We start from the raw sequence: 15,666 nt of genomic DNA on the forward strand, positions 1-15,666 counted from the left end.
GCAGCTCCCGGCCGGGCCGGTCTCTCCAGGGGCCGTCAGCGCACGTGGCCGTCGCCGTGGGCCAGCCACTTCGTGGAGGTCAGTTCGGGCAGTCCCATCGGCCCACGGGCGTGCAGCTTCTGGGTGGAAATGCCGATCTCCGCCCCCATGCCGAACTCGCCACCATCCGTGAAAGCGGTGGATGCGTTGACCATGACCGCCGCCGCGTCGACACGGGCGCTGAACGCGCGCGCGGACCGGACATCGGACGTCACGATCGCCTCGGTGTGCCCGGACCCGTGGGTGCGGATGTGGTCGACGGCCTCGGGCAGCGAGTCCACGACCGCGGCCGCGATGTCGAGCGACAGGTACTCGGTGTCCCAGTCCTCGTCGGTCGCCTCGACAACACTCGCACCACCGTGGGTCCGCACCCGCGCGTCACCGTGCACGGTCACGCCCGCCGCGCTCAGCTCGTCCAGAGCCTTGGGCACGAATTCCTCGGCGATGTCGGCGTGCACCAGCACGGTCTCGGCGGAGTTGCAGACGCTCGGCCGACGGGCCTTGGAGTTGAGCAGGATGCGCAGCGCCGTGTCGACGTCCGCCGAGGCGTCCACGTAGACGTGGCAGTTTCCCACCCCGGTCTCGATCGCGGGCACGGTGGCCTGCTCCACAACCGCCGAGATCAGTCCGGCACCGCCGCGCGGGATGACGACGTCGACGAGGCCGCGCGCGGTGATCAGGTGTTGGACCGAAGCGCGGTCGTGGCACGGCAGCAGTTGCACGGCACCGGTCGGCAGACCGCGCTCCGCGAGCACCTCGCACAGGATGTTCACCAGCGCGGCATTCGAGTTCTCGGCCGAGGACGAGCCACGCAGCAGCACGGTGTTGCCGGACTTGAGGGCGAGTCCAGCGGCGTCGACCGTGACGTTCGGCCGTCCCTCGTACACGATTCCGACCACGCCCAGCGGCACCCGAACCTGCTGGAGCTGCACGCCGTTCGGCAGTACGTTGCCGCGAACGACCTCACCGACCGGGTCGGGTAGTCCGGCCACGGTCCGCAGGCCGTCGGCCATCCCGCTGATCCGTTCCTCGGTCAGGCTCAGCCGGTCGATCAGTCCTTCCGGCATGCCCGAATCACGACCGACCTCGACGTCGCGTCCGTTGGCGTCCAGGATCTCCGGAGCGCGCTCGACCAGCGCATCGGCCATCGCGTGAAGGAGATCGTCCTTGACTCCCCTGCTCGCGAGCGCCATTTCCGCTGCCGCCTGGTTGGCCCGACGTGCGGCCGCGCGCACCTGCTCGCGGAGTTCGTCGCCGTGCGTCTTCGACTCGTTCTCGGTGAGGACCTCAGTGCTCGTCACCACCCCAGATTAATCCTTCGCGCCAAGCCCGCGGCACGCCGTATCGCGGTATGGCCCGCCCGTGGCCTCGTGCTTTCTTCGAGGGTCCGACGCGCCGGTGGCGGGTGGTGTCGGCGGTTCCGGAGCGGTCCGGTAGGAATCGGGACGTGGACGAACACGCGCTGCGCGAACTCGCCGAAGAACGACTCCGCGAACTGGCAGGACCGGAAGCCGAACTCCGCGAGGACCAGTGGCACGCGATCAGGGCGCTGGTGCTGGAACGCCGGCGCGCCCTCGTGGTGCAGCGGACCGGCTGGGGCAAGTCCGCGGTCTACTTCATCGCCACCGCGTTGCTGCGGGAGCTCGGCGAAGGACCGACGGTGATCGTCTCACCGTTGCTGGCGCTGATGCGCAACCAGGTCGAGGCGGCGGCTGCCGCCGGGGTGCACGCGGCCACGATCAATTCCGCGAACCCCGAGGACTGGGCGGCGATCGAGGAGCAGGTCGTCATCGGCGAAGTCGACGTCCTGCTGGTCAGTCCGGAGCGGCTGAACAACCCGGACTTCCGGGACAACGTGCTGCCGGAACTGACCCAGAACGCGGGCCTGCTGGTGGTCGACGAGGCGCACTGCATCTCCGACTGGGGCCACGATTTCCGGCCGGACTACCGACGGCTGCGGACCTTGCTGACCGAACTGCCGCCGGGTGTGCCGGTGCTGGCGACCACGGCCACCGCCAACGACCGGGTGGTGCAGGACGTCTCGGAGCAGCTCGGTGTGGGCGGCGAATGCGCGGTGCCGACGGCCGACCAGCAGGAGACGCTGGTCCTCCGGGGGACGCTGGACCGCGAGAGCCTGCGTCTGGGCGTCGTTTCGCTGCCAACGGCGCAGGCGCGGCTCGGCTGGCTGGCCAGCAGGCTCCGGGAACTGCCGGGGTCCGGGATCATCTACACGCTGACCGTCGCGGCCACCGACGAGGTCGCCGGTTACCTGCGGGACCAGGGCTACGAGGTCGCAGCCTATTCCGGCCGCACGGAACCGGCCGAACGCCAGCGGGCGGAGGAGGATCTGCTCGCCAACCGGGTGAAGGCGCTGGTGGCGACGTCGGCACTGGGCATGGGCTTCGACAAACCCGATCTGGGCTTCGTGGTGCACCTGGGCGCGCCCTCCTCGCCGATCGCCTACTACCAACAGATCGGCCGTGCCGGGCGCGGTGTGCAGCGCGCCGAAGTCCTGCTGCTGCCGGGCCGCGAAGACCAGGACATCTGGAGCTATTTCGCGTCGCTCGCGTTTCCCCCGGAACCCACGGTGCGGGCGGTGCTGGACGCGCTGGCGCAGGCCGGTGGCCCGATGTCGACCGCGGCACTGGAGCCGCGGGTAGAGCTGGGGCGTTCGCGGCTGGAGATGGTGCTCAAGGTGCTCGACGTCGACGGGGCCGTGCGGCGGGTCAAGGGCGGCTGGGAGTCCACCGGCGAGTCGTGGAGCTACGACGCCGAGCGCTACGGACGGATCGCGGCCGAGCGCAAAGCCGAACAGCGGGCGATGCTGGATTACCTGGCCACCTCCGAGTGCCGCATGGACTTCTTGCGGCGCCAACTCGACGATCCGCACGCCGAGGCCTGCGGGCGGTGCGACAACTGCACGGGCGACTCTTACTCCGCCGAGGTCGAAGACCAGGCCGTGCAGCACGCCGAGGAACGGCTGCGGCGCCCGGGCGTCGAACTGACCCCGCGCAAGATGTGGCCGAGCGGTTTGGACGCGCTGGACGTGCCGGTCTCGGGCAGGCTCGCCGCGGGCGAACAGGCTTCGCAGGGCCGTGCCGTCGGCCGGTTGACGGACATCGGCTGGGGCAATCGGCTGCGTGATCTGCTCGGGACGTCTTCGCCGGATCAGGATCTGCCGGAGGACCTGTTCAAGGCCTGCGTGCAGGTGCTGGCCGCCTGGGACTGGGAGCAGCGCCCCGCCGGGGTCGTGGCGCTCGAGTCGCGGACCCGGCCGCGACTGGTTCGGAACCTGGCGTCCCAGATCGCATCGATCGGGCGGCTTCCGCTGCTCGGCGAGGTCACCACGAATCCGAACACGGCGCCGAAGCGTGCGACGAACAGCGCCCAGCGGGTCGCTTCGTTGTGGCAGCAGTTCAAGGTTCCCGACGATCTCGCCGCCGCTTTGTCCGATTTGGATGGGCCGGTGCTGCTGATGGACGACTACGCCGACAGCGGCTGGACCGTCACCGTCGTCAGCCGTCTCCTCCGCCAAGCAGGCGCTCCGGCAGTGCTGCCTTTCACTCTCGCGACCACCAACTGATCCGACCCGGCTTCGCGTCGTGGTGACTCCCGTACCACCGGACACACGACGCGTTCCGCGATCGGCTCTTCCGCTCGTGGTCGACTTGTCCGTACTGTGTCGACACCTGTTCGATTCCAGGAGGCGACGCGCCGATGACGACGCCCGCGACCACAACCCCCGAACGACACCGGCTACCGGTACGCAAGCTCGTCGCAGCGAGCATCGGCAACGCCATCGAATGGTACGACTGGACGATCTACGCGGCGTTCAGCGTCTATTTCGCCAGCGCCTTCTTCCCCGGTGAACTGGCACTGATCAACACGCTCGCCACCTTCGCGCTGGCCTTCTTCTTCCGCCCGCTCGGCGGCTGGCTGCTCGGCCGCTTCGCGGACCTCAAGGGCCGCAAGACGGCGATGTTGATGACAATCACCCTGATGGCGGGTGGATCGCTGATCATCGGCCTGCTGCCCAGATTCGAGACGATCGGCTGGGCAGCACCGGCCTTGCTGGTGCTCGCCAGGATCGCGCAGGGACTGTCGCTCGGCGGCGAGGTATCCAACGCGTCGGCCTACCTCGCCGAGATCGCACCACCCGAACGACGAGGCAGGTACTCGTCGTTCTTCTACATCTCCACCGGAACGGCGCTACTGATCGCTTCGCTGCTCGGTTACGCCCTGACCGGTTTGCTCACCGAACACCAGCTCGCCGAATACGGGTGGCGCATCCCGTTCATCGTCGGCGGCGCGCTCGGACTCATCGGCATCTGGTTGCGCCGGGCTCTACATGAGACCGAGCAGTTCGAGGAGAACCGCGAGAAGGCACGAGCCCTGAAGAGTCCACTATGGACCACATTGTCCCGGCATCCTGGTGCGGTCGGCCAACTCGTGGGCTTCAGCATGCTCTCGACCCTGTGCTACTACACGTTCTTCAGTGCCCTCACCCCGTTCGCCGTCGAGTCTCGTGGCGCCGACGCCACCGACGTGTTCCTCGCGCTGTCGATCGCCACGGTGCTGTTCATCGCGCTGCAGTACCCGATGGGCGCGCTGTCCGACCGGATCGGCCGCCGCCCACAACTGCTGGCATGGTCGGCGGCCACCGCCGTCCTCGTCGTACCACTGTCCACACTGGTCGGTCCGAGTTTCGTCGGGTTGCTGGTGGTGTTCGGTGTGGGTATCGGGATGTACACGGCGATGACCTCGATCGCACCGGCCATCATGTCCGAGCTCTTCCCCACCGAACTTCGTGGACTGGGGATCGGCGCCTGGTACAACCTGACCGTCGCGGTGTTCGGCGGCACCGCCCCACTGGTCATCCAGGCTTTCGCGGAGTTCGGCCTTTCGACGATGTTCTTCTGGTACATCGCGGCGGGCGCAGCGATCGCGTTCCTGGTGATCCTCACCCTGCCGGAAACCCGCGCCTCGGAACTCCGCTGAGCACGGCCTAGACGACGGCTGAGCCTCCGCTACCGCACCACGTTCGAGAGCGAACCCGGCACGCCTCCTCGGTCAAGCGGAGGGCTTTCGGGGGCGGCGGGACGGCACCAGGTCGTCGGCGTGGACGACCTCGCGACGCTGCTCCGGTGGCAGCTCGTGACTCGAACGCCCGATGATCTTGGGGAGTTCCGTCGCATCGTAGGAAACTGTCCCCCTCGCCACCACTGCCTCGGAAGGATCGACGAGATCGACGACATCACCGCCGTCGAACTCACCCTCCACACCGGTGATCCCCGCAGCCAGCAACGAGCGGCGCCGCTCGACGACCGCGGCAACCGCACCCTCGTCCAAGTGCAGACGGCCGTTCGCTCCCGCCGCGTGCGCGAGCCAGAACCGCCGGGCCGAAAGCCGCGTGCCCGTGGAGGCGAACGCCGTGCCCACCTCGGCCGCACCCAGCGCATCGGCGGCCTGCGCAGCCGAAGTCAACAGCACCGGGATGCCCGAAGAACACGCCACCCGCGCGGCCTCGACCTTCGAAGCCATACCGCCGGTACCCACACCCGAGGCTCCGGTGGTGCCTGCGTTGACACCGGCCATGTCCGCCACCCCGTTCACCTCGCGGACCACCTGAGCGCCTCCCAGCCGGGGATCCCCGTCGTAGAGCGCATCCACATCGGACAGGAGGAACAGCGCATCGGCCCCCACCAAATGGGCCACCAGCGCGGCGAGCCGGTCGTTGTCGCCGAACCGAATCTCGTGCGTGGCCACGGTGTCGTTCTCGTTGACCACCGGAACCACACCCAGCGCCAGCAGCCGATTCAGCGTGCGCTGCGCGTTTCGGTAGTGGGCCCGCCGCACGACGTCGTCGGCGGTGAGCAGAACCTGGCCGACCGTCAGGTCGTACCTGGCGAACGAAGCGGCATAAGCCGCCGCCAACGTCTGCTGCCCCACGCTGGCCGCCGCCTGCTTGGTGGCGAGGTCCCGCGGCCGCCTGCCGAGCCGCAGCGGGGCGATACCCGCCGCGATGGCCCCCGACGACACCAGCACGACCTGGGTGCCTGCGCGAAATCGCCGGACAACCGTGTCCACCAGGTGTTCCAGCTGACCCTGATCGAGCCCGTTCCGGGTTGTCAGCGAGGACGATCCGATCTTGACGACGATCCGTCGAGCGTCCGCGATCGTCTGCCTCGTCGAAGACCTCGTGGCGGGTTCGCTCACCGCCCGCCCTCCTCGTCCTCCTCGTCGCGGTCGCCGCCACTCGGTTCGCCACCCGAGATCAGGTGTCCTTCGGTGTCCAGCGAGGTCCGCCGAGATTTCTTCGAAGCCTTGCGCACCGTCGCGGGCACGCGGTCGTCCGATTCGAGTCGCACATCGCTCCCGCGGCCGGTCAACAACGTCGCCATGCCCGCAGGCGTCGACGGCTCCCAGTCGAAGGTGACCTGGCCAATGGTGACCTGGCTCCCCGGCTCGGCACCCTTCTTCGCGAGCGCCTCCTCCACGCCCAAGCGTGCGAGCCGGTCCCCGAGGTATCCGACGGCCTCGTCGTTGTCGAACTGGGTCTGGCGCACCCAGCGCTCCGGCTTGTCGCCCCGAACGATGAAGCCACCTTCCGGGTCCTCCTCGATGGTGAACTCGGCGCGCCCGCCGACGGCCCCGGGCCGCACGACCACGCGGGCCGCTTCCGGTTCCGGCAACTCCGCCCGGTGGTTCTCGACCGTCTCGGCGAGCGCGAAACCGAGCTCGCGAAGCCCTTCATGGGTGGCCGTGGAGATCTCGAACACGGGCCATCCACGCGCCTCCACATCAGGCCGCACCATTTCGGCCAGTTCCCTGGCCTCGGGAACGTCCATCTTGTTCAGCACGACCAGCCGTGGCCGGTCCGCGAGATCGCTGCCGTCCTCCGCGTGCAGCGCCGCCGTGTACTGCGCCAGCTCGGCTTCCAGGGCGTCCACGTCGGAGAGCGGGTCCCGGCTCGACTCCAGGTTGGCGCAGTCCACGACGTGGACCAGCACGGCGCAGCGTTCGATGTGCCGCAGGAAGTCGAGCCCGAGTCCACGACCCTCGCTCGCTCCCGGGATGAGACCCGGCACATCGGCGACGGTGAACACCGTCTCACCCGCCGTGACCACACCGAGGTTCGGCACGAGCGTGGTGAACGGGTAGTCCGCGATCTTCGGTTTGGCCGCCGAGAGCACCGAGATCAACGACGACTTGCCCGCCGAGGGGAACCCGAGCAATCCCACGTCGGCGACCGACTTCAGCTCGAGGACGAGTTCGGCCTCCTCGCCGGGCTCACCCAGCAGCGCGAACCCGGGAGCTTTTCGCGCCTTGGACGACAGCGCGGCGTTGCCCAGTCCGCCACGGCCCCCTTCGGCGGCGACGAACGTGGTCCCCGCTCCGGTCAGGTCTGCCAGCACCTCGCCGTCCTGCGTCCGAACCACGGTGCCGTCGGGGACCGGGAGGACGAGGTCCTCACCCAGGGCACCGTTGCGCATGCTGCCGCGCCCCTGCTTGCCGTTGGAGGCAGTGGCCCGCGGGCGGTAATGGAAGTCCAGCAGCGTGTGCACGCCGGGGTCGACGACCAGCCGGACATCGCCACCGCGACCACCGTTACCCCCGTCCGGACCGCCGAGCGGCTTGAACTTCTCCCGGTGCACCGAGGCGCAACCATTGCCCCCATCACCCGCGGAGATGTGGATGGTCACACGGTCAACGAACCGCGACACTTGTGCCTCCAGGAAGAAGCTGGTTGGGAACTGGCGAACCGCACCGGCCGGAGGTGCCCCGGCGGAGGCGGCACTCCGGTGCTTGTGGGTTCGTCTCACGAGCGTACGAGCGCGGCTCGGGAACGCTCGTGAGAAGTCCGGCTGCGACGAGCACCACAGCGATGATCGACGCGTCCGGAACAAACAAAAACGAGGGGTGGGCCGGTACGACCGGACCCACCCCTCGCAGGGAAAGCTGTACTGCCGAGAGCCGGGTCAGGCCTCGGCCGGCACGATGTTGACGGTCTTGCGTCCACGCTTCCGCCCGAACTCGACCGAGCCCGAAGCAAGCGCGAAGAGGGTGTCGTCACCGCCACGCCCAACGTTGAAGCCGGGGTGGAAGCTCGTGCCACGCTGCCGGATCAGGATTTCACCGGCACTGACGACCTGGCCGCCGTAGCGCTTAACCCCGAGGTACTTGGGGTTTGAATCGCGGCCGTTCCGGGAGTTGGAAGCACCCTTCTTAGTAGACATGCCTACTCAGGTCCTCACTTGTCGATGCCGGTGACCTCGACACGGGTCAGCTTCTGCCGATGCCCCTGCCGCTTCTGGTAGCCGGTCTTGTTCTTGAACTTGTGGATACGGATCTTGGGGCCCTTGGTCTGCTCGACCAGCTTGCCGGTCACCGAGATCTTGGCCAGCGCGTTGGCGTCGGCGGTGACATCGGAGCCATCGACGACCAGTAGCGCCGGGAAAGTGACCTCGGAGCCCAGCTCGCCTTCGAGCTTCTCGACCTCGACGACGTCGCCGACAGCCACCTTGTACTGCTTGCCGCCGGTCTTGACGATCGCGTACATGAGTCGGAAGTCTCCCGCTGCTCGGTTTCGCTAGTTCACCCGTTGACGCCCTCTCCGACCAAGCCGGAGATTCCTCTGATCCGGCCAGGCCGGATTTCGGTGGGTTCCTGCGTCGCCACCCGAAGCCCTTCAGGGGCGTTACACGGTCTCCGCAGGCGTTTTATCTCTCCGCCCGTCTCGGCGGCGAGAAGTTCCCGCACATCATACAGTCCGACTGAACTCACCCGATCGAGAGGGGCATCCACTCGGACGCTCCGCGCCTTTCAGCGCTGGAATCGATGCGTGTCGCACGTCCCCCATCCCCCGCGTCGATCAACCTGACTCGACCCGAACCGAGGAGCCCGGAATCGACCGGTGCACCTTCCGTTCACGTGAGTCCCGAGCTGATCGCCGTCGTTCTCCGGATCCGCACACGACATGCCCGTCGCAGACGGGCCCGAACCAGAGTACGACCATCGCGGACCGGGGGTCAAATCCACCGCGCACCAGCCCGTTGGACACCCCCTTCCGGCCCGGCGGGGCACGACAGCCGGGCTCGGCCGAACCATCACTTCTCGGTCAACCCGCCCGATTCGGGTTGCTACTGTTGATCGCCGCTCGACCACGGGATTTGGGGACAGCACCGCGTGACCGAAACCACCACACCGGACGCCACAGAGGAACCGGCCACTGGGGCGCCAGACGCCACTGCGGACAATGCGTCCCGCGTTCCTCCTCCGTCGACGGCGAACCCCGCGCGGTGGGTCCACCGTCTCCGAGCCTCCCGATCCGGACCACGGCTGCTGACGCTGCTGGCAGCGCTCCCGCCGCTGATGATGCTGCGCGAAGTCCTCCGCTACTCGCAGATGCACTTCTTCGACTACTGGTGGGTCCTGCTCGACATCACCGACCCGGACGGATCACTTCGCCCGGAAGCGCTGTTCGGCTTCCGCAACGAGCACCCGTTCGTACTGCCGAGCCTGCTGTTCTGGCTCAGCGCCCGGTTCGGCAACGGCCTGAACCAGCCGCTGGGTGTGGTCGTCCTCGGGTTCGGCGTCGGCTGCGTCCTGCTCGTTTACGCGTTGCTGCCCGCACGGCTGGGCAACTGGTCGCGGGCCGGGTTGGTGGTCGCGGCCTCGACTCTCGTGTTCAACCCGCACGGCATCCACAACTACGTGCGGTCGATGAGCGGAGCCTCCTGGATCCTGGCGCTGCTGCTCGTACTCGCCGCGTTGCTGGCCGTCCAACGCGGGCGGCCCGTCGTCGCCGTGCTGGCCGGTCTGCTGGCGTCGATCAGCTATGGAACCTCGTTCGCGGTGTGGCCGGCACTGGCACTGGTCTGCCTGCTTCGCGGGGACCGTCGTCGTTGGGTGATCACACCGCTGGTGGTGGGTTTCGCCGTGGTGGCGACCTGGCTGGTACTCCGGGGGCCCCGCGGTGGTGGGGGCGGTACGCCGACCGACGACCCGGCCCAGGTGCTGCTGACCGGGATGAGCATGCTCGGCATGCTATGGACCGGCACCGAGCCGTCCCTCGCCGTGCTCGCCGGTGTAGCGGGTCTCGCGCTCCTCGCGCTGCACCTGCCCGCGCCCGGGAGTGACCATCGCGACATCGCCCCCTGGTGGGGTCTGGCGGTGTACGCGCTCGGATGTGCGGCGATGATCGCCGCTTCGCGCGCGGCGTTCGGTGAGCAGGCGGGCCTGCAGAGCCGCTACAACAGCATGGCGGCCGCCCTGTGGATCACCGTGCTGGTCGTCGTGCTCGCGGCCCGCCGCGCTCCACGGCTGCACGCCGTCCTCGTGACGAGCACGGTAATGGCCACGGTGGCTCTCGGTGCTCCCGTGGCACAGAGCGTCCGCGAAGACTCGTCGAACCAGCGAATGCTCGCGGTAGCGGCGCGGGTCGGCGCCACCGACCCGTTCACCGACCGGTTCCCCGAGCCGGGGAAGCTCCTCCCGCGCATGCGGGCGTTGGAGCACTATCCGTTCTCGGAGGAGTTCACCCTCGGCTGCAGCGGTCCGGTCGAGATCGACTCCCGGGTGAACACATCGCAGTGGCGGGTTCCGAGCGTCGGCAGCTTCCGTGAACCCCGCCCCCACGGCTGGGACGTGGTCCTCAACGTCGAAACCGACCGCATCCAGGGCAATGCGCGGATGCTGAAGGGCTGGGCGATCTCGGGTATCGAACGCGCCCGTTGCGTAGCGGTGCTCGACCAGCAGGGCCGCGTCGTCGGTGGTGGCGTGGTCGACCTGCCTCGTGCCGACGCCGAGTCGGAGACGGTCGGGATCGAGAGCGGTCTCGGTTTCCGCGCGGTGGCGCCCGCCGCAACCACCGGCCCGCTCCGCATCGCCTTCCGCTTCCCCGACGGCTGGTGGGCACGCCCGCTAACAGAAAGTCCGCAGGTCAGCTGATGAACGAACGGCCACACCCGATCGAACACGCAGGCGATCCGACCGAGGTGGAGATCTCACTGCTCGCTCCCGCCAAAGACGAAGGCGAGAGCTTGACGCGGTTGTTCGCCGAGGTGCGGGAAGCGATGGAGGCCCAGCACCGTACGTGGGAGCTGGTGGTCGTCGACGACGGCAGCACCGACGAAAGCTGGCGGATGATCACCGAGCTGGCGACGTCCGACCCCCGTTTCCGGGGCCTCCGGATGCGGCGGAACTTCGGCAAGGCCGCGGCGCTGGCCGCCGGAGTCGGCGCTGTCCGGGGCGAGGTCATCGTCACCATCGATGCCGACCTGCAGGACGACCCCACCGAGGTCCCCCGGCTGCTCGCCGAGATCGACGATGGCGCGGACCTCGTCAGTGGGCACAAGGCCCAGCGCAAGGACCCGGTCGGGAAGCGCCTGCCGTCGAAGTTCTTCAACTGGATGACCGGGCTGATCACCGGCTTGCGACTGTCCGACCACAATTGCGGTCTCAAAGCGGGCAGGGCCGAGGTGTACCGCCGGGTGCCCCTGTACGGGGAGCTGCACCGATACATTCCGGCGCTCGCCCATCAGCTCGGTTATCGGGTCCGCGAGCTCGCGGTGCACCACCGTCCGCGGGTGCACGGTACGTCCAAGTACGGCTTCGAACGTTATGTACGAGGCGCCCTGGACCTGCTGACCGTCGTGGCGCTCACCCGCTATGGGCGGCGTCCCGCTCACCTGTTCGGCGGCCTCGGCGTGGTGGCGGGCGCGCTGGGCACGTCGATCCTGGTCTACCTGACCGGTGTGTGGCTGTTCACCGACCAGTCGATCGGCACCAGACCCCTGCTGACGCTGGGCATCCTGCTGGAGATATTCGCGGTGCAGATGGTTTCGGTCGGGCTGCTCGCCGAGCTGATCCTGCACCGCACCGAACGGGACCGGGACGTGACCGACCTCGTGGCAGGTCGCACGGTGTCCGCGAACGTCCGCTGAGCCTCCGGGGAGCACGCGGTGTCTCCCCGAGGCCGCAGGAGCGCGAGGAGGCCGCGGGAACGCCTGCCCGAGTCCACCCGGGCGCGCCGGCGAGCCCGTCACGCGGAGTCGGGCGCGCAGGACACGAAGGCCGGTGGGGCGGTCCGCACGGGACCACCCCACCGGCCTTTCAGCTATCGCCTGGATCAGCCCGTCTCGCCTCCGCTGCCGAGGCGTTCCGACCGCAGGCTCGTGCTCAGTCCTGCCCCGCGGGTCCTGCCGGGCGCGAAGCGGACCGACGACGCTTGCGGGTCGCCGTCGCGGTCTCGGCTGGAAGTACCTGAGAAGCCCCGTACATGTTCGGGTCTTCTGGCTGCTTCGCAGCCGGCTCCGACTCCGGCGCGAGCACCACCGGAGCCGCAGGCGCACCGGCGCTGCCCGCGGGCCTGCGCACCTTGCGCCGCCCGGGACGCCCGTTGCTTTCTCCCTCAGCGGCAGCGGGACGCTCCGGACCCGCGGATTTCGCGGCCGGCTCTGGGGTGGCCGACTCCTCGGACTTCTTCGCACCCTGCTCGACCACGGGCTCGGCCGGCATCGCCTCCTGCTTGGCAGGCTTCGAGCGCTTCGGCCGGTCCGACTTGGCAGCCTGGTCGGACTTGGCAGCCTGGTCCGACTTCCCAGCCTGATCCGACTTCCCAGCCTGATCCGACTTCCCAGCCTGATCCGACTTCCCAGCCTGATCCGACTTCCCAGCCTGATCCGACTTCGAGCCCGAGGACGACTCCGCCTCGGCAGTCTGGGGGGCCTTGGTCCCGGCCTCCGCCGCGGCGGACTTCGACTTCCCGGATTCGGTCCGCTTGCCGTCCTCCCGGCGGGAATCCTCCGACCGCTCCTCGGACGAGGATTCGGTCTGGTTTCCGGAGTCACCCGAGCCGTCCGACTTTCCGCCCTTCCGGTTCCGGCGAGACTGGCCTCCGTTGCCGCCCGACTGGTTGTTGCTGTGCACGTGCGTGGTCGGGTCGGTCGACACGACCAGCCCTCGGCCACGGCAGTGCTCGCAGGTGCTGCTGTAGGCCTCCAGCAGGCCGGTTCCGACCCGCTTGCGGGTCATCTGCACCAACCCGAGCGAGGTCACTTCCGCGACCTGGTGCCGGGTGCGGTCCCGTCCCAGGCATTCGGTCAGGCGACGCAGCACGAGGTCGCGGTTGGATTCCAACACCATGTCGATGAAGTCGATCACGATGATGCCGCCGATGTCGCGCAGCCGCAGCTGCCGCACGATCTCCTCGGCCGCTTCCAGGTTGTTCCGCGTGACCGTCTCTTCGAGGTTGCCCCCGGACCCGGTGTACTTGCCGGTGTTGACATCGATCACCGTCATCGCCTCGGTTCGGTCGATGATCAGGTAACCACCGGACGGCAACCACACCTTGCGGTCGAGCGCCTTGGAGATCTGCTCGTTGATCCGCTTCTCGGTGAACACGTCGGTCTTGCCGGTGTGCTTGCTCAAGCGGCCGACCAGGTCGGGAGCGACGTGCTGGACGTAGGCCTCGATGGTCTCCCACGCATCGTTGCCCTGAACGGTCATGGCCGAGAAGTCCTCGGTGAAGAGGTCGCGGATGACCTTGATCAGCAGGTCCGGCTCCTCGTAGAGCAGTTGGGGAGCCTGTGCCTTCGGCACGTCCGCCCGCTCCTTGATGACCTCCCACTGGGCCTGCAGCCGTCGGACGTCGCGGTCCAGGGCCTCCTCGCTGGTCCCCTCGGAGGCCGTGCGGATGATCACACCGGCGTTCTCGGGAACGATCCGCTTCAAGATCTCCTTGAGGCGCTTGCGCTCGTTGTCCGGCAGCTTCCGGCTGATCCCGGTCGCCCCACCACCCGGCACGTACACCAGGAAGCGGCCGGGCAGGCTGATCTGCGTGGTCAGCCGGGCACCCTTGTGCCCGACCGGGTCCTTGGTGACCTGGACCAGAACGCTGTCACCGGTGGACAGCGCCTGCTCGATCCGCCTCGACTTGCCTGCCAGACCGGCCGCGTCCCAGTCGACCTCACCCGCGTAGAGCACCGCGTTGCGGCCACGGCCGATGTCGACGAACGCCGCCTCCATGCTGGGCAGCACGTTCTGTACCCGACCGAGGTAGACGTTGCCGACCAGCGAGCCGGACCCCGACGAGGTCACGAAGTTCTCGACCAGGACGTCGTCCTCGAGCACGGCGATCTGGGTCTGGTCACCGTTCTCGCGCACGACCATCTTGCGGTCGACCGATTCCCGCCGGGCCAGGAATTCCGATTCGGAGAGCACCGGGGCGCGACGACGGCCGGCTTCCCTGCCGTCCCGGCGGCGCTGCCGCTTGGCTTCGAGCCTGGTCGAGCCCTTGATGGCGCGAACCTCGTCGTCGCTGCTCTGCTCGGCCCGGCCGTTCTCGGAAGCGGTCTCCCGGACGTGCACGACGGTGTTCGGCGGATCGTCGTCACGGGTGTTCGAGTCGTCGTCCCCGGTGCCCTTGCGGCGGCGCCGTCGACGGCGCCGCCGACTCGACTCCTGAGCGTCACCCTCGGATTCCGACTCGGACTCCCCCGAGGTCTGTTCGCCGGTCGACTCCTCGGCAGGCTCGGACTTGTCCTTCTTACCGCCCGACGACTCGTCCTTCTTGTCGTCCTTCTTGTCGTCCTTCTTGTCGTCCTTCTTGCGCTTCTCGCCCGCGCCGGCCACCTCGGGTTCCTGGTCGGCGAGTTCGGCGTCGCCCTCGCCACCTCGGCCACGTCCCCGGCCACGACGGCCGCGGCGCCGGCGACGGCGGCCGCCCGAATCCGAATCCTCGTCGGAGTCCTCGGCGAGGTCCTCGGCCGCCTGCTGATCGTCCGACTGGGCCTCGGTCTTCTCCGGCTGCTTGGCGGACTCCTCGGTCCGCTCCCGCTGCTCGGTCTTGTCCCGCTGGTCGGTCTTCTCCGACTGGTCGGTCTTGCCGCGCTGGTCGGCCTTGTCCCGCTGGTCGGTCTTGTCGCGCCGCTGCGTCTTCTCCGGCTGGTCGGCCTGATCGGACTGATCGACTTCGGCCGGGGCGGGACGTGGCGGTTGCGGAGCCAGGAACATGGCCTGCGGCGCCGCGAAGACAGGCGTCAACCCGGTGGCCGGATCGGCTTCGGAAGTGGTGTCGTCGGCAGGCGTGGGGGGCTCACCAGTGGATCCGGTGGCCGACTCGGTCTTCGAGTCCGATTCCTGAGCCTCGGCGGGCGCGGATTCGGCGACCTGCTCACTCTGCCGCTCGGTGGTCCCCTCGGCGGCCCCAGCGGTCGGCACCGCCCCGTCGGCCGAGCTCGAGGCATCGATCTGCTCGGGCCGCAACGAACGCACCACCTTCAAGGCCGTTTCCCGCGAAATGTTCGACTGGGCGCTGCGCACCACCTCACCGAGGGAGTTCAGCGTCGTGATGATCTCTCGGCTGGTCGATCCCAGCAGTTTGGCCAGGGCGTGCACACGCAGCTTGGCGGGCAGCTCGAAACTTCCACCGCCGGTCGCCTCATCGGCCGGCCGGCTTTCACGGTCAGGTGTGGGCGATGGCCCGCTGGGGTTCCCAGCGGGCGAATTCGTGTTCAACATCCAGCTCCTCCGTCCCCGGGCGCGTCCACCGACGCGGCCGCACAGGGACATGTGCGATCTTCGGTCTCCGCCACCCGCGAGCGACGGCAATTCTTTGGTCCCCTC

10 protein-coding genes are annotated in these 15,666 nt (G+C 68.6%); 4 read left to right on the forward strand and 6 right to left on the reverse strand.

What is annotated here, in order from left to right; translation table 11 throughout:
- Nucleotides 1–35: 35 nt before the first annotated feature.
- Nucleotides 36–1,340 (reverse strand): glutamate-5-semialdehyde dehydrogenase, encoded by a 1,305-nt coding sequence (locus tag ACYVAN_RS21305; RefSeq protein WP_460962346.1) that lies wholly within the window; start codon nucleotides 1,338–1,340, stop codon nucleotides 36–38.
- A gap of 146 nt (nucleotides 1,341–1,486) precedes the next feature.
- On the opposite strand from ACYVAN_RS21305, the gene ACYVAN_RS21310 reads away from it, so the two are divergent.
- Together ACYVAN_RS21310 and ACYVAN_RS21315 are read left to right on the forward strand one after the other, a co-directional pair.
- Nucleotides 1,487–3,622 carry a RecQ family ATP-dependent DNA helicase gene (locus ACYVAN_RS21310; protein WP_460962348.1) on the forward strand — a complete coding sequence of 712 codons (2,136 nt, stop codon included), beginning with the start codon at nucleotides 1,487–1,489 and terminating at the stop codon, nucleotides 3,620–3,622.
- A gap of 134 nt (nucleotides 3,623–3,756) precedes the next feature.
- Nucleotides 3,757–5,037, forward strand: coding sequence for an MFS transporter (locus ACYVAN_RS21315; RefSeq protein WP_460962350.1), 1,281 nt, complete (start codon nucleotides 3,757–3,759; stop codon nucleotides 5,035–5,037).
- A 72-nt stretch (nucleotides 5,038–5,109) separates the two neighbouring features.
- On the opposite strand, the gene proB is transcribed toward ACYVAN_RS21315, so the two are convergent.
- The 4 genes from proB to rplU form a co-directional block, all read right to left on the reverse strand.
- Nucleotides 5,110–6,255: a glutamate 5-kinase gene (proB, locus tag ACYVAN_RS21320; protein WP_460962352.1), complete on the reverse strand. Its 1,146-nt coding sequence runs from the start codon at nucleotides 6,253–6,255 to the stop codon at nucleotides 5,110–5,112.
- Nucleotides 6,252–7,862: a GTPase ObgE gene (obgE, locus tag ACYVAN_RS21325; RefSeq protein WP_460962354.1), complete on the reverse strand. Its 1,611-nt coding sequence runs from the start codon at nucleotides 7,860–7,862 to the stop codon at nucleotides 6,252–6,254. Before obgE ends, proB begins: the two co-directional genes overlap by 4 nt.
- A gap of 156 nt (nucleotides 7,863–8,018) precedes the next feature.
- Entirely contained in the window at nucleotides 8,019–8,276 is a 258-nt protein-coding gene (gene rpmA / locus ACYVAN_RS21330) for a 50S ribosomal protein L27 (protein ID WP_460962356.1), read from the reverse strand.
- Between the two features lie 14 nt (nucleotides 8,277–8,290).
- Nucleotides 8,291–8,599: a 50S ribosomal protein L21 gene (gene rplU, locus ACYVAN_RS21335; protein ID WP_460962358.1), complete on the reverse strand. Its 309-nt coding sequence runs from the start codon at nucleotides 8,597–8,599 to the stop codon at nucleotides 8,291–8,293.
- A 626-nt stretch (nucleotides 8,600–9,225) separates the two neighbouring features.
- On the opposite strand from rplU, the gene ACYVAN_RS21340 reads away from it, so the two are divergent.
- Both ACYVAN_RS21340 and ACYVAN_RS21345 read left to right on the forward strand, forming a co-directional pair.
- On the forward strand, nucleotides 9,226–10,989 hold the full coding sequence (locus tag ACYVAN_RS21340; RefSeq protein ID WP_460962360.1) for a hypothetical protein: 1,764 nt from the start codon (nucleotides 9,226–9,228) through the stop codon (nucleotides 10,987–10,989).
- Nucleotides 10,989–11,984 (forward strand): glycosyltransferase family 2 protein, encoded by a 996-nt coding sequence (locus tag ACYVAN_RS21345; protein ID WP_460962362.1) that lies wholly within the window; start codon nucleotides 10,989–10,991, stop codon nucleotides 11,982–11,984. The genes ACYVAN_RS21340 and ACYVAN_RS21345 overlap by 1 nt, the downstream gene beginning before the upstream one ends.
- A 235-nt stretch (nucleotides 11,985–12,219) precedes the next feature.
- On the opposite strand, the gene ACYVAN_RS21350 is transcribed toward ACYVAN_RS21345, so the two are convergent.
- Nucleotides 12,220–15,561, reverse strand: coding sequence for a translation initiation factor IF-2 N-terminal domain-containing protein (locus ACYVAN_RS21350; protein WP_460962364.1), 3,342 nt, complete (start codon nucleotides 15,559–15,561; stop codon nucleotides 12,220–12,222).
- Nucleotides 15,562–15,666 lie beyond the last annotated feature (105 nt).

Source organism: Parasphingorhabdus pacifica (genome assembly GCF_054779195.1).